The 18327-nt window shown below is 68.9% G+C and carries 16 protein-coding genes; 7 read left to right on the top strand and 9 right to left on the bottom strand.

The annotated features are described in order from the left end of the window. Positions 1 to 474, bottom strand: coding sequence for a MaoC family dehydratase (locus tag L1066_RS05270; RefSeq protein ID WP_235735309.1), 474 nt, complete (start codon positions 472 to 474; stop codon positions 1 to 3). A gap of 115 nt (positions 475 to 589) precedes the next feature. On the opposite strand from L1066_RS05270, the gene L1066_RS05265 reads away from it, so the two are divergent. The 5 genes from L1066_RS05265 to L1066_RS05245 all read left to right on the top strand — a co-directional run bounded on the left by L1066_RS05265 (position 590) and on the right by L1066_RS05245 (position 6538). After that, positions 590 to 2191, top strand: a complete 1602-nt coding sequence (locus L1066_RS05265) for a class I adenylate-forming enzyme family protein (RefSeq protein WP_235735308.1) — start codon at positions 590 to 592, stop codon at positions 2189 to 2191. Positions 2192 to 2194: 3 nt separating this feature from the next. Then, a complete protein-coding gene (locus tag L1066_RS05260; RefSeq protein ID WP_235735307.1) occupies positions 2195 to 3352 on the top strand; it encodes an acyl-CoA dehydrogenase family protein in 1158 nt (385 codons plus the stop codon). Positions 3353 to 3445: 93 nt separating this feature from the next. Beyond that, positions 3446 to 4369, top strand: coding sequence for an AfsR/SARP family transcriptional regulator (locus tag L1066_RS05255; RefSeq protein ID WP_235735306.1), 924 nt, complete (start codon positions 3446 to 3448; stop codon positions 4367 to 4369). Next, positions 4257 to 6008: an ATP-binding protein gene (locus L1066_RS05250; protein WP_235735379.1), complete on the top strand. Its 1752-nt coding sequence runs from the start codon at positions 4257 to 4259 to the stop codon at positions 6006 to 6008. Before L1066_RS05255 ends, L1066_RS05250 begins: the two co-directional genes overlap by 113 nt. Before the next feature lie 71 nt (positions 6009 to 6079). Next, a complete protein-coding gene (locus L1066_RS05245; protein WP_235735305.1) occupies positions 6080 to 6538 on the top strand; it encodes a hypothetical protein in 459 nt (152 codons plus the stop codon). 263 nt (positions 6539 to 6801) lie between these two features. Here the strand turns inward: L1066_RS05245 and L1066_RS05240 are convergent, their stop codons facing one another. The 7 genes from L1066_RS05240 to L1066_RS05210 form a co-directional block, all read right to left on the bottom strand. Beyond that, positions 6802 to 7638 carry an ABC transporter permease gene (locus L1066_RS05240; RefSeq protein WP_235735304.1) on the bottom strand — a complete coding sequence of 279 codons (837 nt, stop codon included), beginning with the start codon at positions 7636 to 7638 and terminating at the stop codon, positions 6802 to 6804. Continuing rightward, positions 7638 to 8603: an ATP-binding cassette domain-containing protein gene (locus tag L1066_RS05235; RefSeq protein ID WP_235735303.1), complete on the bottom strand. Its 966-nt coding sequence runs from the start codon at positions 8601 to 8603 to the stop codon at positions 7638 to 7640. The genes L1066_RS05240 and L1066_RS05235 overlap by 1 nt, the downstream gene beginning before the upstream one ends. A gap of 160 nt (positions 8604 to 8763) precedes the next feature. Beyond that, complete coding sequence (locus tag L1066_RS05230) at positions 8764 to 9210, bottom strand: nitroreductase family deazaflavin-dependent oxidoreductase (RefSeq protein WP_235735302.1); 447 nt, start codon at positions 9208 to 9210, stop codon at positions 8764 to 8766. A gap of 1161 nt (positions 9211 to 10371) precedes the next feature. Next, positions 10372 to 10626, bottom strand: coding sequence for a hypothetical protein (locus tag L1066_RS05225; RefSeq protein ID WP_235735301.1), 255 nt, complete (start codon positions 10624 to 10626; stop codon positions 10372 to 10374). Between the two features lie 1186 nt (positions 10627 to 11812). Further along, on the bottom strand, positions 11813 to 14101 hold the full coding sequence (locus L1066_RS05220; protein ID WP_235735300.1) for an FdhF/YdeP family oxidoreductase: 2289 nt from the start codon (positions 14099 to 14101) through the stop codon (positions 11813 to 11815). A 24-nt stretch (positions 14102 to 14125) separates the two neighbouring features. Continuing rightward, complete coding sequence (locus L1066_RS05215; protein WP_235735299.1) at positions 14126 to 14632, bottom strand: SRPBCC family protein; 507 nt, start codon at positions 14630 to 14632, stop codon at positions 14126 to 14128. 145 nt (positions 14633 to 14777) lie between these two features. Continuing rightward, positions 14778 to 15629, bottom strand: coding sequence for a sigma-70 family RNA polymerase sigma factor (locus L1066_RS05210; protein ID WP_235735298.1), 852 nt, complete (start codon positions 15627 to 15629; stop codon positions 14778 to 14780). A gap of 86 nt (positions 15630 to 15715) precedes the next feature. On the opposite strand from L1066_RS05210, the gene L1066_RS05205 reads away from it, so the two are divergent. Beyond that, positions 15716 to 15952, top strand: coding sequence for a DUF1059 domain-containing protein (locus tag L1066_RS05205; protein ID WP_235735297.1), 237 nt, complete (start codon positions 15716 to 15718; stop codon positions 15950 to 15952). A 167-nt stretch (positions 15953 to 16119) separates the two neighbouring features. Continuing rightward, positions 16120 to 17169 (top strand): tryptophan--tRNA ligase, encoded by a 1050-nt coding sequence (gene trpS / locus L1066_RS05200; protein ID WP_249224273.1) that lies wholly within the window; start codon positions 16120 to 16122, stop codon positions 17167 to 17169. Here the strand turns inward: trpS and L1066_RS05195 are convergent. Then, positions 17166 to 18182: an enoyl-CoA hydratase/isomerase family protein gene (locus L1066_RS05195; RefSeq protein ID WP_235735296.1), complete on the bottom strand. Its 1017-nt coding sequence runs from the start codon at positions 18180 to 18182 to the stop codon at positions 17166 to 17168. The genes trpS and L1066_RS05195 overlap by 4 nt on opposite strands. Between the last annotated feature and the right edge of the window lie 145 nt (positions 18183 to 18327).

Here is an 18327-nt window from a genome sequence, read left to right as displayed (position 1 = left end):
TCAGTTGTAGTAGCGAAAGACTATGTCCGCGACGCAGCAGACACTGTCATCTGCAGTTCGCTCCACGGTGACACGCGCCGAGGCCTGTACCCCGTCCCCGCCCCGGAGCGCCGACGCGGACAGCAGTGTTGCGCGCGCCCGGATCACCTCGTCGGGCTTCACGGGCGAGACGAAACGAACCTTGTCGAGTCCGTAGTTGACCCCCATCGAGGTCTCCTCGACCACGAGGATGTCGGCCAGCATCAGCGGCACCAACGCGAGCGTGAAGAACCCGTGCACGATGGTCGACCCGAAGGGTCCCTGCGCGGCACGGTCAACGTCGACATGGATCCACTGGTGATCCCCCGTGACGTCCGCGAACGCGTTGATCTGCTCCTGACTGATCCGGTGCTCACCGCTCTCACCGAGCGCCGTACCCACGATCTCGAGGAGGTCACCGGGCTTGGAGACGATGGTCGTCATCGGTGCAGACATTTCGTGACCCTTCGTGGATAATACCGACCGGAGGGAATGCTAGCACTCGGACGGGCCACCAGGCCGGAGAGCTCCTTCTGGCGTCAGCTCGTGCTCATTCCCGACGAATGGATCGATGACCATGCCTCACCGCGACACCAACACCCGATTGATCTCGCGACTCCCCGACGGCCAACCACTGGAACGCCTCGCCGACATCATCCGGGCCCGTGCCGCCGCCACCCCGGACGGCGTGGCGATGCGGACCCGCACCGGCGCCACGACCTTCCGCCAGATCGATGAGCTCTCGTCACGCATCGCTCGACGGCTGGTCGCCGTCGGGGTGCAGCCCGGCGACCGCGTGGCCTGTGTCTCCAGCAACTCTCCCGAGTTCCTCGCCGTCCTCTACGGGGCCGCCAAGATCGGCGCGATCGCGACAGCCGTCAACATCCTGCTCGCCCCGCGCGAGGTCACCTGGATCGTGGAAGACGCAGATCCACGCGTGGTCTTCATCGGCTCCGGCGAGCAGCACCTCGCTCCCGCGGTCGAGGCTGCTGCCGGGGCACCTCTCGTGGTCGGGGCGAGCACCGCAGCGCTCGAGGAGTGGGTCGGTGACCTCCCAGCCGTCGACCCACGGGCCGACGCGGGCGGGGAGCAGACCGCACTGATCCTCTACTCGTCGGGCACCACCGGCAACCCCAAGGGGGTGATGCTGACCGGCCACAACATGGCCCAGGCCCTCGCTGCCGTCCAGAACCTCCTGGAGCTCGACGAGTCCTCGGTGGCCATGGCCCCGATCCCGTTCTTCCACATCTCTGGCCTCGGCCTGGCGTTGGTCGCCACCTTGGTGGGCGCCGAGCTCCTCGCCTTTACTCCCGGAGCGCCGGACGAGCTCCTCAGCACACTGCGCGAGCAGCACGTGACCCACGCCGTCGTGGTGCCCACCGTGATCCAGCGACTACTGGAGTTGCGCGACGCCACGCCTGGTTGCCTGCCCCAGTTGCGCTACGTCATCTATGGCGCGGCCCCGATCACGCCGACACTGTTGCGTTCCGCCATCGCGACCCTGGAATGCCGATTCGTGCAGAGCTATGGCTTGACGGAGTCCTCCGGCGGAGTCACCATCCTCGACCACGGCGACCACCAGCGCGGCCTCACCGAGCCTCGGTTGCTCAGATCCGCGGGCCGCCCCCTTCCGAGCGTGGACCTACGCATCGTCGACCACCTGACCGGCGACGACACCGCGGTCGGTCAGCCCGGCGAGATCTGGATCCACGGTTCACACTGCATGGCCGGCTACTGGAGCAATCCCCGGGCCACCGAGGAGACCTTCTCCGGCGAGTGGCTGCGCACCGGCGACGTCGGGTACGTCGACGAGGAGGGCTATCTCTTCATCGTGGACCGCCTCAAGGAGATGATCATCTCGGGCGGCGAGAACGTCTATCCGGCGGAGGTGGAGCGCGCCCTCATGGCCCGCCCCGACATCGTCGAATGCGCGGTGATCGGTCTCCCGGACGAACGCTGGGGCGAGGTGCCCCTGGCAGTGGTCGTCAAGGCCGCGGGGACGAGACTCACCGAAGCTGAGCTGATCGAGTGGAGCCGGACCCAGGTGGCCCGCTTCAAGGCACCCAAACGGGTCCTCTTCGTCGATGCCCTGCCCCGCAACGCGAGCGGCAAGGTCCTCAAGCGCGCGATCAGACCCGATTCCGCCACCCTCACCCCCGGAAGGGATTCCTGACCCATGGAACGGACAGTCTTCAACGAGGATCACGAGTCCTACCGGCTCACCTTGCGGAAGTTCATCGAGGCCGAGGTCGTCCCCCACTACGACGAGTGGATGGCGGCCGGCGCGGTTCCCCGCTCGCTCTATCGCAAGCTCGGCGACCTGGGCATGTTCGGCATCGAGGTCCCCGAGGAGTACGGCGGCGCCGGGGTGACGTCATTCAAGTTCGCGGCGATCGAGTGCGAGGAGACGGCTCGCGCTGGGATCATCCTCGGCAGTTCAGGCGTCCATGTCGCACTCTGTCTCCCCTACCTCCTGCAGCTGGGGACACCGGAGCAGCTGAAGGCCTGGCTGCCCGGCTTCGTCACGGGCGAGACGATGTTTGCCATCGCCATGTCCGAGCCAGGCACGGGATCCGACCTGGCGGGGATGACCACCAGTGCGCGTCTTGACGACACCGGCACCCATTACGTCCTCAACGGCGCCAAGACATTCATCACCGGCGGAGCGCAGGCGGACCGCATCATCGTCTGCGCCCGCACTGCCCCGTCCAGCGAGACCGACCGCCGCTTCGGCATCTCCCTGCTGGTCGTCGACACCACGACGCCGGGGTTCTCGGTGGGACGCAAGCTGAACAAGGTCGGCCTGCTTGCCTCGGACACCGCCGAGTTGGCGTTCAACGACGTACGGGTGCCCCGGGAGAACCTGCTCGGCGTGGAGCACAAGGGCTTCCACTACCTGGGGGACAACCTGCCGAAGGAACGGTTGAGCATCGCCTTCGCGGCATACGCCCAGGCTCGCGCAGCGATCGACTTCACCGTCGCCTACGTGCGCCAGCGCGAGGTCTTCGGCAAGGCCCTGGTCACCTTCCAGAACACGAAGTTCGAGTTGGCTGCCTGCCAAGCCGAGGTCGATGCAGCGCAAGCAGTCGCAGACCGCGCCCTGGACGCACTCGATGCGGGCACGCTGACCGCGGCCGAGGCAGCCTCGGCCAAGCTCTTCTGCACCGAGGTCGCCTCCCGCGTGATCGATCGATGCCTGCAGTTGCACGGCGGCTACGGCTACATGACCGAGTACCCGGTGGCGCGTCTGTATGCCGACAGCCGTGTGAACCGGATCTATGGCGGCACCTCCGAGGTGATGAAGATGATCATCGCCAAGCAGATGGGCCTCTGAGCCAGGGACGGGTCCGACACGTGACGGCACCGATGCGTGCCGAGTCCGCCTGACTTGGCTGCGCCCCGGGCCGCGGTCCGTAGACTTCCCCACGTGCCGATCCTGCTGACGCTCCTCGACGGAGTGCGCTGGCAAGGCAGAGCAGTCCCCGGTGATCGGGCACAGGCCCTCCTCGCAGCGCTGGTCGACGCCGGGCGCACGGTGAGTGCGGAGCGGCTCGTCGCCCAAGTGTGGGGCGACGGCACCCCCGCCAATCCCGGCAAGGCCCTGCAGGTGTTGGTCTCCCGGGTGCGGCAGGTCATCGGCGCGGAGCACCTCCGCACCGACGGCGACGGTTACCGGCTCGCGCTCACCGACGACCAGGTCGACGTGCTCCACCTCCACACGGAGACCCGGCTCGCCAGCGGCTGCCTCGGCACCGACCCGGCCCAGGCCCTCCTCCATGCGGACAACGCCCTCGCCACGGCCCGCGGACCACTCATCGACGCGCCCGACGGGCCACTCGGCGACGTACTCATGGGCGCGGAGCGCGACCAGCAGGCTGCGCGGGAGGTCCGGGCTCGGGCGCTCGTCCGCACCGGCCGCGCCGCCGAGGCCCTCCCCGAGCTCGAGGCGATCGCCGACCGGTCGAAGGACGACGAGCCCCTCCTCGTCGATCTCCTCCACGCGCTCGCCGCCGCCCGCGGACCCGCTGCCGCGTTGGAACGCTACGAGACCCACCGCGCCGACCTGGCCGATCGGCTCGGCACCGACCCCGGCGCCGAGCTCCAGCGCGTCCACCGCGAGCTGCTGGCGGCCGACCGTCCCGTGCGCGAGGGCCTGATGTACGACGCCTCCCCTGCTCGGCCGCGCCGACGACCTGCGCAGCATCAGCGGACTGCTCACCTCCGCGCGGGTGGTCTCCATCGTCGGCCCGGGCGGTCTCGGCAAGACTCGGCTCGCCCATGCGGTCGCCCGCGAGGCTCCCCAGCCGGTGGTCCACTTCGTCGAGCTCGTCGGCGTCACCTCTCCCGATGACGTGGTCGGCGAGGTCGGCTCCGTGCTCGGCGTGCGTGACTCGGTGAGCGGCCGCCGAGCGTTGACACCCGAGCAGCGCGCTGACGTACGTGCCCGTATTGCGCAACAGCTCGACCAGGCTCCCACGCTGCTGGTGCTCGACAACTGCGAGCACGTCGTCGACGCGGCGGCCGACCTGGTCGCCTTCCTCGTCGCGACCACCCGCGAGCTGCGGGTGCTCACCACCACCCGCGCACCGCTCGCGATTGCAGCCGAGCACGTGCACCAACTCCCGCACCTCGGCAGCGACGACGCGATCGCGCTCTTCCGCGCCCGGGCGTCGGCCGCACGACCCGGCGTACGTCTCGACGACACCGAGATCCACAGTGTCGTCGACCGCCTCGACGGATTGCCGCTGGCCATCGAGCTCGCCGCTGCAAAGGTGCGGGTGATGGCTCCCGCCGAGATCGCGCGCCGGCTCGACGACCGGTTCGCGCTGCTCCGCGGCGGCGACCGCAGCGCACCTGACCGGCACCGCACCCTGCTCGCGGTCATCGACTGGTCGTGGGCCCTGCTGGCCGAGCGTGAACGCCGCGCGCTGCGCTTCCTCTCCGCCTTCCACGACGGCTTCACCCTCGACGCCGCCGACGCGGTGCTGGGTGGCGACGGACTCGACGCGGTCGAGGATCTGGTCGAGCAGTCCCTGCTCGTCGTCACCGACACCGACGGCGGCACCCGCTTCCGAATGCTCGAGACCGTGCGTGAGTTCGGTCGGCTGCAAGCCGAGACCGTGGGCGAGGCCACCGAGATCAGCACCGCGGTCCGCGCCTGGGCGGTCGAGTACGCCGACACGTGGGGTCGCCAGCTCTTCAGCCCCACACAGGTCGAGGCGATGGCAAGGTTGCGCGCCGAGGAGACCAACCTTGCCGATGTGCTGCGCGAGGCGCTCGCCGCACCTGACCCCGCAGCCTCATCGGTACTCTTCGGACCACTCGCCGGCTACTGGGGAATCAGCGGGGACCACTTCCGCAGCATGACCTCGACCCCTGCCTTTGCCGAAGCGCTCGAGGGGTGGACGCCACCGCCTGAACTCGCCGATTCCGTCCGGGTCGCTCTCTGCACGGCCCTCTTCAACGCGCGACTGGCATCCCCCGCCACGGTCGACCCTCTGTTGGCGCTGCTGGGAGAGCTCGGCGCCGACTCCTCGGTGCCGTCCGTCCGGGCACTGACGACGGTGATGCTCGCCGAGGTCCAGGGCGACCGGGCCGACTTGACCACCGACCCCGACCCGCTCGTGCGTGGCCTGTCGTTGCAGTTCGCCGCCCACGAGCTGGAGAACAGCGCCGATCCGCAGGGCGCCATCGACGCGGCCCGTGAAGCGCTCGCGTTGGTGCCGGAGGAGGAGGGACCTTGGCGCCGGGCGATGCTCGACACCGAGCTCTCCGGCCTCCATGCCCAGCTCGGCGACACGGAAGGCGCTGCCGCCCACTCCCGCGCAGCCATCCCGGTGCTCGAACAGTTGGGTGCCTTCGACGACGTCGTGCAGGGGCGAGCCGTGCTTGCCGTCGCGGCACTGGAACAGGGTGACCTCGACGGAGCCCGGCGGATCCTCGACGAGATCGATGAGGATCTGATCGGCGCCACCCCGGCACCGACCTGACCGCCACGCATGCGCAGATCGCGCTGGCGAGCGGCGACGTACCCACCGGCCTGAGACTGCACCGCGAGGCCGTGGAGCACGCCCACGCCCTGCATCTGCCCGGTCGCAACGACCTGCTCACACCGTGGTCGATCCATGCCGAGGCCACCGCGCTCTCCGCCTTCGCGCAGTACGGCGAAGGTGATGACGGCGTCGAGCTGTGGGAGTCCCTGGCCGCGAAGGCCCGCGACGTGCTCGACCCGCAGCGTCCCTTCATGGACTACCCCGTCGCCGGGCTCGCCCTCGTCGGCATCGGTGTCTGGGCGCTGCTCAAGCAACCGAGCCGGGTGGCCGACGCCGTCCGCCTGCTCGTGCTCGGCAACCGCTTCGCCTACCCCGGCTTCGCACCCACGATGCGCTGGGAGCGCATGCGCGTGCTCTGCGACGAGCGCGCACCGGGGTTGGTCGACACGCTGCAGGCCGAGTACGCCGGACGGCGCGGCCCCGATCTCATCGACCAGGCCCGCGCCGCCGTCGAACAGATCCTGTAACGCCTCCGGCGGTCGAGCCCCCGGAGGTCGAGCCCGTCGAGACCCCCGGAGGTCGAGCCTGTCGAGACCCCGTCAGTGATCTCGACAAGCTCGATCAACGGGACCGGAGCTCGATCAACGGGACCGGAACTCGATCAACGGGACCGGAGCTCGATCAACGGGACCGGAGCTCGATCAACGGGACCGGAGCTCGATCAACGGGACCGGAGCTCGATCAACGAGGTCGGAGGTCGAGCAACGAGGTCGGAGGTCGAGCAACGGCATCACATCTTGCGGGAGTAGTTCCGAACCGCGAGAGGCGAGAAGATCGCGACCACGGCGATGCAGCCGAACAGCGCCCAACCGACCTGGCCGGTGAGATTGCCGTCGTTCATCAGGTCACGCACCGCGGTCACCACGTGGGAGACCGGATTGATCTTCACGAAGGCCTCAAGCCAACCCGGGAGCGTCTCCATCGGCACGAACGCGTTGGAGAGGAAGGTCAGCGGGAACATGATCATCATGCCGATCCCCTGCACGGCCTGCGCCGAGCGCGCCACCGTGCCGAGCCACGCGAAGATCCACGACAGCGACCAGCCGGCGAAGACGGTCAACGCCCACCCCGCGACGACGCCGAGCACGCCTCCACCGGGGCGGTAGCCCATGGCGAGGCCGACCCCGATCGTGATCGTCGCCGCGATGCCGTAGCGGACCACGTCGGCGAGCATCGGTCCGGCCAGCGGGGCGATCCGTGCGATCGGCAGCGACTTGAACCGGTCGAAGACGCCCTTGTCCATGTCCTCCCGCATCTGCGTGCCCGTCGCCATGCAGGCGGTGAGGGCGGTCTGCGCGAGGATGCCGGGGATGATCAGCGGCAGATAGCTCGCGACGGATCCCGAGATCGCGCCGCCGAAGATGTAGGCGAACATCGCGGTGAAGAGCACCGGCTGGATCGTCACGTCGAAGAACTGCTCCGGGTTGCGGCGCATCTTCTTGGTTGCTCGCCAGGCCATGGCGAGGGTCTGGTGGACCGTCTCCTTGAGCGACGGTCGCGCGGCGAGCACCCGCTCGGGGGTCGTCGTCGCAGCAGCTGCTGGAGCGTCAGGAAGCAGTGTGGTCATCAGGCCACCTCCTCTTCGTCGTCCTCGGCGTGGTGACCGGTGAGGGTCAGGAAGACCTCGTCGAGGGTGGGTTGGCGGACGGCGGCGGTGGTGATGTCGACCCCGCCCTGGCGCAGCGCGATGAGTACGTCGGCTGCCTGGTTGGTGTCGGCGAGTGCGGCGTTGAGTCCGCCTGCCTCGGGGGTGAGCACCGGCGCCTCCATGAGGATGCGCTCGACGATCTCGGCAGCCCGAGCCACCTGGTCGCGGTCGGCGACGCGCAGGTGCAGGGTCGAGCTGCCGACGCTGGCCTTGAGCTGGTCGGGGGTGCCCTCAGCGACCTTGCGGCCGTGGTCGATGACCGCGATCCGGTCAGCAAGCTGGTCGGCCTCGTCGAGGTACTGCGTGGTCAGCAGGATGGTCGACCCCTGCGCGACGAGCTCCCTGATGGTGTCCCACATCTGTCCGCGGGTACGCGGGTCGAGGCCGGTGGTCGGCTCGTCGAGGAAGATCAGCGGCGGTCGCGCGATCAGTGAGGCAGCCAGGTCGAGGCGGCGTCGCATGCCGCCGGAGAAGTTCTGGATCTGGCGGTCAGCGGCCTCCTCCAGCCCGAAGCGACCCAGCAGATCGGCCGCCGTACGCCGTGCCTGGGCGGTGGACTGCCCGAGGAGGCGCGCGAAGAGAATCAGGTTCTCCGAGCCGGTGAGGTTCTCGTCGACGGAGGCGTACTGCCCGGTCACGCCGACGAGCTGACGGATCTTGTGCGGCTGCTTGTGTACGTCGACTCCGAAGATCTCCGCCCGGCCGCCGTCGATCGGCAGCAGCGTGGCGAGCATGCTCAAGGTGGTGGTCTTGCCGGCGCCGTTGGGCCCGAGGACCCCGAAGATCTCGCCGCGGCGTACCTCGAGGTCGATGCCGTCGACGGCACGGAAATTGCCGAAGGCCTTGACCAGGCCCGTGGCGTGCACTGCGTTGGTGGCAGTCATGGTTGCTCCCTTCCGGGCCGGGGGTCCACCCGGCCGATGGAAGGAGCATGGGCGCCGCCGGTTTCACCGTGGTTTCAGTGCGGCTTCACCTCTCCGGAGACGCACGACGTCCTGCATCCCGGTCGCGCGGGCAACCGGGATGCAGGACGTCGTCAGGTCGTCAGTCTTCGACGGGTTCGAGCACGAAGACCGGGATCTCGCGGTCGGTCTTCTCCGCATAGGAGGCGTACGTCGGCCACGTCGCCACCGCGTGCGCCCACCAGACCGCGCGCTCCTCGCCGGTGGTCACGCGGGCGCGGTAGGGCTTGGCCTCGGGGCCGTCCTGTACGTCGACCAACGGGTGCGCGACGAAGTTGTCGTGCCAGTCGGGATTCTCGGGGCCTCCACCCTTGGAGGCGACGGCGGCGTAGACGCCGTCCTTCTCCACCCGCATCACCGGATTCTTGCGGAGCTTGCCCGACTTCGCGCCGACGGAGGTGATCACCACGATCTTGTCGTCGGTGCCCGGGAGGACATTGGCCTCCGCGCCGCCCGACGCCTCGTAGGCCGCCACCTGGTCGCGGACCCACTGCTGACTGCTCGGCTCGTACTCACCTTGAAGTGTCATGAGGTGACAACCGTGACCCCGCGCCGGGTATTCCGTCATCCACTGGTCGAGCCCGCCTCGCCCATCCGTTGGTCAAGCCCGGTTCGGTGGTCGAGCCTGTCGAGACCCGCCTCGCCCACCCCGTTGGTCGAGCTTGTCGAGACCCACCCCGTTGGTCGAGCCTGTCGAGACCGGACCGGAGGTCGAGCTTGTCGAGACCCACCCCCGTTGGTCGAGCCTGTCGAGACCTTGCCCACCGCCGTTGGTCGAGCTTGTCGAGACCTCGTTCCAGCAGCGCCTGGTGGTGGTTGTCCACAGGTTGGGTTCGTGATCCCCGTGTTGTGTCGGAGCCAAATGTTGGACTGGTTCCATGATCGAAATCGACGCCCGCCACCAGCCGTACGAGGTCTCTGACCTCGATGGCGGGACCCTGCTTGGTTTCCTGGCCGAAGACCGGGTCGTCGAGTTGAAGATGGTCCGTAGGAAGCTGCGTTTGGCTTACCAGTGGGCGATCCTGCACCCGCCGTCCCCTGACAAGCCGAAGGCGGTGGTGGGTGACGAAACCCTGTTTCCCTCCGACTGTGAAGACAAGATCTCGGGCGACGGCACTCCTGATGTCGCGTTGTTCGCGGTCGAGGAGCTCGCCGCATCAGGTGGGATGTCGCGTGGTGCCGGGTTCTCCCTGATCGCCGACGCCCTCGACCTGGTCCACCGGCTCCCGCTGTTGTGGGCGAAGGTCGAGGCCCTGGAGGTTCCGGGGTGGAATGCCCGTCGTGTCGCCCTGCTCACGAGGAAGCTGTCGTATGAGGCGGCACGGTGGTTCGACGAGCACCTCGCGGCCACTGGTCTGTCGGGGTGGCCGACGATTGAGAAGTGGTTGGCGACGGCCATCGCCAAGTTCCACCCCGACCTCGTCAAAGACCCCACCACGCCGAGGGGGAAGGCGGATTGGGGTGTGTGGCTGCACCACCCCCACGCCGGACACGAAGAAGGAGCCGGCGGTGTCGCTGGTACTTCGGAGTTGCAAGCCGTTGGTGACTCGTTGGACCTGACCCGCTTCATGGACTTGTTGTCAGCCGAGGCCGAGACGATGCGGCGCCTGGGTGACACCGACGACGTGAACCAGCGTCGTGCGAAGGCGATCGGGCGGCTCACCGACGACACCGAACAACCCACACTCGACTACACCAACGCCGACAGCGCCACCGGCGGCGACAGCAGTACCGACGTCACCGACGGAAGCGACAGCACCGGCATCGGTACCGATGCCGGTATCGGCGGCTGCACCGACGGCGCGGCCGTAGGCCTGGTCGACGCTCCCGCCCCGACCAACAGCACCGGCACCTCGTCCGGCGTCCCGTCCGACGTTGCGGCGACGGGTGGTGAGCCGGTGCTGGGCAACCCGGGGATCGGGGTGAAGCCCGGTCGGTTGGCCACGACACCGGGACCGTTCGGACGCCGGCGTGGACTGCGGGTGATGGCCCACGTCAACCTCGCGGACCTGTTCGCGTTGGGCCTCGACCCCCACCAACTCGGCCTCAACGGCGACGGCATCACCTCCACCGACCGGCTCGGACAGATCCTCACCACCCAGCTACGCGACTGGCTGGCCCGTCACGGTTCCCTTGCGACCATCACCCCAGTGGTGGATTTGAATCGCACCGATGCAGTGGATCGTCACGATCCACCCGAATGGATGGACACCCTGGTCCGACTCCGTGACCCGCACTGTGTGTATCCCAACTGTGAACGCTCCAGCTGGGACGCCGACCTCGACCACATCGACCCCTACCAACCACCCGGTGAGGGTGGTCCGCCAGGGCAAACCCGGCCCGAGAATCTGGCGCCGTTGTGTCGACGTCACCACCTGATGAAAACCCACGGCCACTGGCGTTACCGACGGGCCAGGGACGGAACGTATATCTGGACCAGCCAGCACGGCAGGACCTGGCTGGTCACCCCCAAGGCACCCACGACACCACCGAGAGCCACTGAGCATCACGGCTGGCAAGACACCAGAAGCAGCGCCTGCCAAACAAGCACCACCCGCCCACCCCGGGAGAACACACGCTCTCCCGGGGCACAGGCACGCCACCAGCCTGGGAGAGGTCTCGACAAGCTCGACCACCGACGTACGGGCTCGAGCGGCGGGGATGCCATGGGCTCGAGAACGGGATCCCGGTGGTCGAGCCTGTCGAGACCCCTCAGACCCGCGGGGCAAGGTCTCGACAAGCTCGACCAACGACGCACGGGCTCGAGCAACGGGGACGCGGGGCCGGGGTGGGACGTCCGGGGTTGCCGACGGAGCGTCAAGGGGCTTGGCCGCGGCGGGCGCCCACCCAACGCAACCCACACGAAGAACCGTGCGCACGACGCGCCGCCCCAGCGAGGGAGGTTGCCCCGGACGGCACGGCCCGGGCGGGGTCTCGACAAGCTCGACCAACGGGTCACCAGCACGGCCCGGGGCAGGGTCTCGACAAGCTCGACCAACGGGGCACCAACACGGCCACCGGGGTGCGGGGTCTCGACAAGCTCGACCAACGGGTCACCGGCACGGCCCGGGGCAGGGTCACGACACCCACGTGCAAGGTCTCGACAAGCTCGAGCAACGGGAACGCTGCGCTCAGGCGTTGGCGCGCTCCAAGCGCACGATCACACTCTTGAACGCCGGCTGGTTGCTCCCCGAGGCGACGCTGCCCAGCGGCACCAGGACGTTGGTCTCCGGGTAGTAGCCGGCCGCGCATCCGCGCGGCGTGGGATAGGGCACCACGGTGAAGTCGGCAGCCCGTCGCTCGCCGTCGGACCACACACTCACCACGTCGACCTTGTCGCCCTGCGCGAGGCCCTGCTCAGCGAGGTCCTCGGCGTTGACCAGCACCACCCGGCGGTCGCCGTGGATACCGCGATAACGGTCGTTGCTCGAGTAGGGAATGGTGTTCCACTGGTCGTGCGAGCGCATCGTCTGCAGCACCAGGTGGCCCGGCGGCACGTCGGGGATCGAGCCGGAGTTGCGGGTGAAGATCGCCTTGCCCACCGGCGTACGGAAGTGCCCCTCGTTGACCGGGCTGCCCAGCGGCAGCCCGCCCGGCTTCACCACGCGGGCGTTGAAGTCGTCGAACCCGGGCACCACCCGCGAGATCCGGTCGCGGATCAGGTCGTAGTCGGCCTCGAAGGCGGCCCACGGTACGTCGACCCGGTCACCGAGCGTGGCGCGCGCCAACCGGCAGAGGATCGCCACCTCACTGAGCAGGAACGGCGAGGCCGGCTCGAGCCGACCACGAGAGAGGTGGACCTCGCTCATGGAGTCCTCGACCGTGACGAACTGCTCGCCAGTGGTCTGCCGGTCCCGCTCGGTGCGGCCCAACGTCGGCAGGATCAGGGCCGTCTCGCCGCAGACGGTGTGGGAGCGGTTGAGCTTGGTGGAGACATGGGCGGTGAGGCGGCACCTGCGCATCCCGGCCTCGGTCACGTCACTGTCAGGGGTGGCCCGCACGAAGTTGCCAGCCATGCCGAGGAAGACCTTGACCCGGCCCTCCCCCATCGCGCGGATCGCCCGCACCGCGTCGTACCCGTGCTCGCGGGGCGGGTCGAAACCGAACTCGGCCTGCAGCGCATCGAGGAAACCGTCGGGCATCTTCTCCCAGATGCCCATCGTCCGGTCGCCCTGCACGTTGCTGTGGCCGCGCACCGGGCAGGCACCGGCCCCGGGCTTGCCGAAGTTGCCGCGCAGCAGCAGGAAGTTGACGATCTCGCGGATCGTCGGCACCGCGTGGGCGTGCTGGGTGAGGCCCATCGCCCAGCAGACGATGATCCGGTCGGCACGGAGCACCTCGTCGCGCACCGCCTCGATCTCTTCACGCGTGAGGCCGGAGGCGGCGAACACCTCGTCCCAGTCGGTCTCCCGCACGTGCTCCGCGAACTCCTCGAAGCCCACGCTCTGCGCATCGATGAACTCGCGGTCGAGCACGGTGCCCGGGCGCTCGTCCTCGGCCTCCAGGAGCAGCCGGTTGAGCGCCCGGAAGAACATCAGGTCGCCACCGATGCGGATCTGCAGCAACTTGTCGGCGATGTCGGTGCCCTTGCCCACGACGCCGCGCGGCTTCTGCGGGTTCTTGAAGCGCTTGAGCCCCGCCTCGGGCAACGGGTTGACCGCGATGATCCGGCCGCCGTTCTGCTTGCACTCCTCGAGGGCCGAGAGCTGGCGCGGGTGGTTGGTGCCCGGGTTCTGGCCCACCACGAAGACGAGGTCGGAGTGGTGGATGTCGTCGAGGCTCACCGTGCCCTTGCCGACCCCGATGGTCTCGTGGAGGGCGGTGCCGGACGACTCGTGGCAGAGGTTGCTGCAGTCGGGGAGGTTGTTGGTGCCGAAGGCGCGGGAGAAGAGCTGCAGCAGGAACGCGGCCTCGTTGCTCACTCGTCCTGAGGTGTAGAAGGCCGCCTCGTGCGGCGAGTCGAGGGAGTTGAGCTCGTCGGCCAGCAGCCCGAACGCGTCGTGCCACGCGATCGGCTCGTAGTGGTCGGAGCCGGGCCGCTTCACCATCGGCTCGGTCAGTCGGCCCTGCGCGTTGAGCCACTCGTCACTGCGCTGGGCGAGCTCGGAGACCGGGTGCTCGCGGAAGAAGTCGGCGCCGATCCGGCGCGAGGTCGCCTCGTCGTTGATGTGCTTGGCGCCGTTCTCGCAGTACTCGTTCTTGTGCCGGTGCCCGACTGCCGGGTCGGGCCAGGCGCAGCCGGGGCAGTCGATGCCGTCGACCTGGTTCATGTTGAGCAGCGTCAACGCCGTCCGCTTGGGCGACGTCTGGGCCAGGGAGTACTCCAGCGCCTTCTTGACCGCCGGTACGCCGGCGGCCCACTCCTTGGGCTCGCTCACCTCAAGGTCGGGGGTGGACTCGTGCTTCGGCGCCTTGCGCATGTCGGCTCCTCCTCGGGATCGCGATCAACCGTGGGGCCAGCCGGGGTACGCCGGCGGCTCCTCGACCACATCCTCCACCCTGCCGTCCCGGATGGCACCGCGCCAACTCACCCCCGCATCGCCCAACCCCTCGATGTAGGCCGCGAAGTGATCGAGCGCGGTGCGCACCCAACCCCGGAGCACCCGCTCCGACAGGCGGCGGAGCAGCGGCGGCGCGTCGAGGGTCATCGTGACCGTGACCCGACACCGGCTGGGGCCGACCTCCTCGAAGTGCACGTCGCCTCGGTGCGCGAGGCGCCGATCCAGACTGCGCCAGCGCACGTGCGAATCCGGCTGCTGCTCGACGATCTCGGCCAGGAACTCGTGGTTCACCGGACCGAGCCGCACCGCCCAGCGGGTCAGCGATGGTCGCGTCACGTCGACGGCGCGCACCCGAGCGAGGAACCTTGGAAAGCTCTCGAACTGGGTCCACTGGTCGAAGGCGGTGCGCACCGGCACCGCCACCTCAATGCACTCCCGCACCATGCCCATGGGGACCTCCTCCGATCCCCGGTGCCCACCACGGCCGAAAGCAGACCCGGACACGTCCCCGCGACGGTTCACCTGCACCCGTTCGGCGCCACACCGACCCGATCGACTTCCCGCGAGGGTTCACCTGCACCCGTTCGGTGCCACCTCAGCGGACCTTCGGACCCTCGCGGCGTCGTACGCCGGCAAGCAGCTCGGGCGCGGCCCGGAAGGTGATCTCCTGCACCCGCCCGTCGACGATGCGGAAGTCGAAGGCGACCTTCGGCTCGCCGCGGTGGATCCAGGCGGCACCGGGGCGTTCGCCGAGGAAGACCGAGAAGGCGGCGTGCGCAGCGCCGTTGAAGAAGGTGGCCACCTCCTCGCGACCGGCAATGCGCTCGGGAGTGCCGGCCAGCAGCGCAGCATCGTCGGCAGTGATCACGGCGTCGGGGGCCAGCAGTTGCAACAACTGGGTGAAGTCACCGCCCCGGGCCGCCGCCATGAACGCGTCGACGACCTCCCAGTCGGCGAGCTGGTCCTCCGGCGCGGGTTGCGCGACCTTGGCGCGGGCCCGTGAGGCGAGCTTGCGGGCCGCGACCGGGGTGGTGTCGAGCACCGAGGCGATGGTGTCGAACTCGAAACCGAAGCTGTCGTGCAGCACGAAGGCCACCCGTTCCTTGGGGCTCATCCGATCGAGCACCACCTGCAGGGCCACCCCGACCGTGTCGGCCAGGGCGATGTCGTCGGCCGGGTCGGGCGCGGTCCCGACGACCTCGATCTCCTCATCCGGGATGGGCACCTTGACCCGGAGCCGATCCAGGCAGAGACGGGTGGTGACCGTGGTCAGCCAGCCCGGGAGGTTGTCGATCTCGGTCCTGGTGCCGTGCAGGCGCAGCCATGCCTGCTGCACCACGTCCTCCGCCTCGGCGGCGTCACCGAGCACCTGGGTGGCGATCCGCAGCAGCCGTGGACGCTCGGCCTCGAACGCAGCCGTCTGGTCGTCGGGAAGTTTTTCGGCCATGGTGGTCACACTTTCATTCCGGGGTCCGTCAACTCCATGACGGACACCGACGCACCGGTGTGACCACGAGATGGAGATGAGACCGCATGAAGACCATGACCTGCACCGACCTCGGCGGCCCCTGCGAGCTCGCGCACACCGGCGAGACCGCCGACGACGTGATCAACGCGCAGGACCAGCACCTCAAGGACGCGGTGAAGGCCGGCGACGAGGCACACGTGCCTGCCCGCAAGGAGATGAAGGGGCGCTGGATGCACCCCAAGAAGTCGCTCGGTTGGTACAACGACGTCAAGCGCCGCTTCGCCGAGCTGCCCGAGGACTGACGTGCCGCTGCGGCGGCGTACGATCGAAGACATGCGTACGACGACCCTCGCGTGGTGGTGGCTGCTCCCAGCAGCCGAGTGACGCATGTTCGCGGGCTGCACAGCAGCCCGCGACGGTCGTGGTGTCTTTCCTGTGCAGCCCTTCTCGACCGAGAAGGAGAAAGCACATGGATTCCTACGCCGCCACCGTGGCGCGTATGCCGGCCCTGGAGCAGCGGATCGCCGAACATCCTGAGGAGTTCCGCATCCTCACCGGCGACCGCCCGACCGGGCGGCTGCACCTGGGCCACTACTTCGGCACCATCCGGGAGCGGGTACGGCTGCAGGATGCCGGCATCGACACGTTCGTCCTGATCGCCGACTACCAGGTGATCACCGACCGGGAGGCGATCGGTGACGTCGCGGGGCACGTCGCCAGCGCACTGCTCGACTACCTCGCTGCCGGTCTCGACCCCGAGCGCAGCACGATCTTCGCGCATTCCGCGGTGCCGGCGCTCAACCAACTGATGCTGCCGTTCCTCAGCCTGGTCACTGAGGCCGAGCTGCACCGCAACCCGACCGTGAAGTCCGAGCTCGCCGCCTCGGGTCGCGCTCTCAGCGGGCTGCTGCTCACCTATCCGGTGCACCAGGCGGCCGACATCTGCTTCTGCAAGGGCAACCTGGTGCCCGTGGGCAAGGACCAGCTGCCCCACATCGAGCTGACCCGCACGATCGCGCGCCGCTTCAACGAGCGCTACGGCCGCGTCTTCCCCGAGCCCGCGGCGCTCCTCACGGAGACCGCCGAGTTGCCGGGCCTCGACGGCCGGAAGATGTCGAAGAGCTACGGAAACGCCATCGCCCTGTCGATGACCGCCGACGAGACCGCGGCCGCGATCCGGCGTACGCCCACCGACTCCGAGCGTCGCATCAGCTACGACCCAGCCGCCCGCCCAGGTGTCTCCGCCCTGCTGACCACGGCCGCCGTCTGCAACGGGAGCAGCCCGGAGCTGTTGGCCGAGGAGATCGGCGATCGCGGCAGCGCCGCCCTGAAGGCGCTCACCACCGATGCGGTCAACAGCTTCCTGGCGCCTCACCGCGAGCGCCGGGCCGAGCTCGCCGACGACCCGTCGTACGTCGCGGAGGTGCTCCGGCGCGGCAACGAACGTGCCAATGTGGTCGCCGAGGAGACGCTCACCGAGGTGCGCGAGGCGATGGGGACGGTCTATGCCGCGCTCTAGAACGGCGGCGGCGGCGAGTCGAGCCAGGCTCTGGAGTCGACCGGGCCGGTGAACTCGGACCAAGTGGGTGCGCGATCCTTGTCGACCAGCGCTGCTCGGACGCCCTCGATGAAGTCGGCGCTGAGGACGACGTCGCGGGCAGCGGCGCGCTCCATCGCGAGACAGTCGGTCAGGGACCGCTCCCGGCCCCAGGCCATGAGCTCGAGCGTCACCGCCAGGCTCTGCGGCGACACTGCGTGGAGCATCTCGAGCGTCCCCTGCGCCCACGGACTGCCGTCGCGTTCGAGCCGTTCGATGATGCCCGTGACGGTGGCCGCGCCGAAGCAGTGGTCGATCTGCTCGCGGTGCGTCATGAGTGTGCTCGGCAACCCGATGTCCGGGGCGAGCGCACGCAGCACCGAGTCGATCGGCCCGTCGTGCGCAGCGAGGAGGTCGGGGATCGTGGTGAGGTCAGCGGGGGCCACCAGGTGCGTGGCCATGCCGATCGCCAGCGCGTCGGCAGCGTCGATGCGGGCACCGGTGAGGCCGAGGTAGGCCCCGATGTGCCCGGGCAGCCGGGGCAGGAAGTAGGAGCCACCCACGTCGGGGAAGAAGCCGATCCTCGTCTCCGGCATCGCGAACGAGGCGTTGGACGTGACGACCCGGAAGGGGCCGTGCACGCTGATGCCCAGCCCGCCGCCCATGCAGATCCCGTCGATCAGCGAGACGATCGGCACCGGGTGGTCGCCGAGCTTGGCGTTGACCTCGTACTCGGTGGCGAAGAAGCGGTCGCTCTCCTCCGGCCTGCCGTCCAAGGTGTTCTGCCGGACCTGCCGGATGTCACCGCCGGAGCAGAAGGCGCGGTCGGATGCCGACTCGATGGTGATCGCGCGCAGGTCTTCGCTCGCCCACCCGTCGAGCGCCGCGTTGATCTGCTCGACCATCGACAGGTTGAGCGCGTTCAGCGCCTTCGTGCGGGTCAGGATGATCCGACCGACTCGGCCGGTGCGGGTGACGTGCACATCGTCGGTCACTTCTCGACTCTCCTGGCTCTGCGGGTGGCTTCGCGGTGGTCGCGCTGCGGGTGGCTGCAGTCTCCCGCAGCCCCGCCCGCTGGTCGAAATGACACGTCCATCAGGTTGCCCTCACACGTGCAGCACCCGAGAGATCGGTCGTACG

Source organism: Nocardioides alcanivorans, from assembly GCF_021555175.1.
Taxonomy (GTDB): Bacteria; Actinomycetota; Actinomycetes; order Propionibacteriales; family Nocardioidaceae; genus Nocardioides; species Nocardioides alcanivorans.
This window is presented reverse-complemented; position numbering and strand designations above follow the sequence as displayed.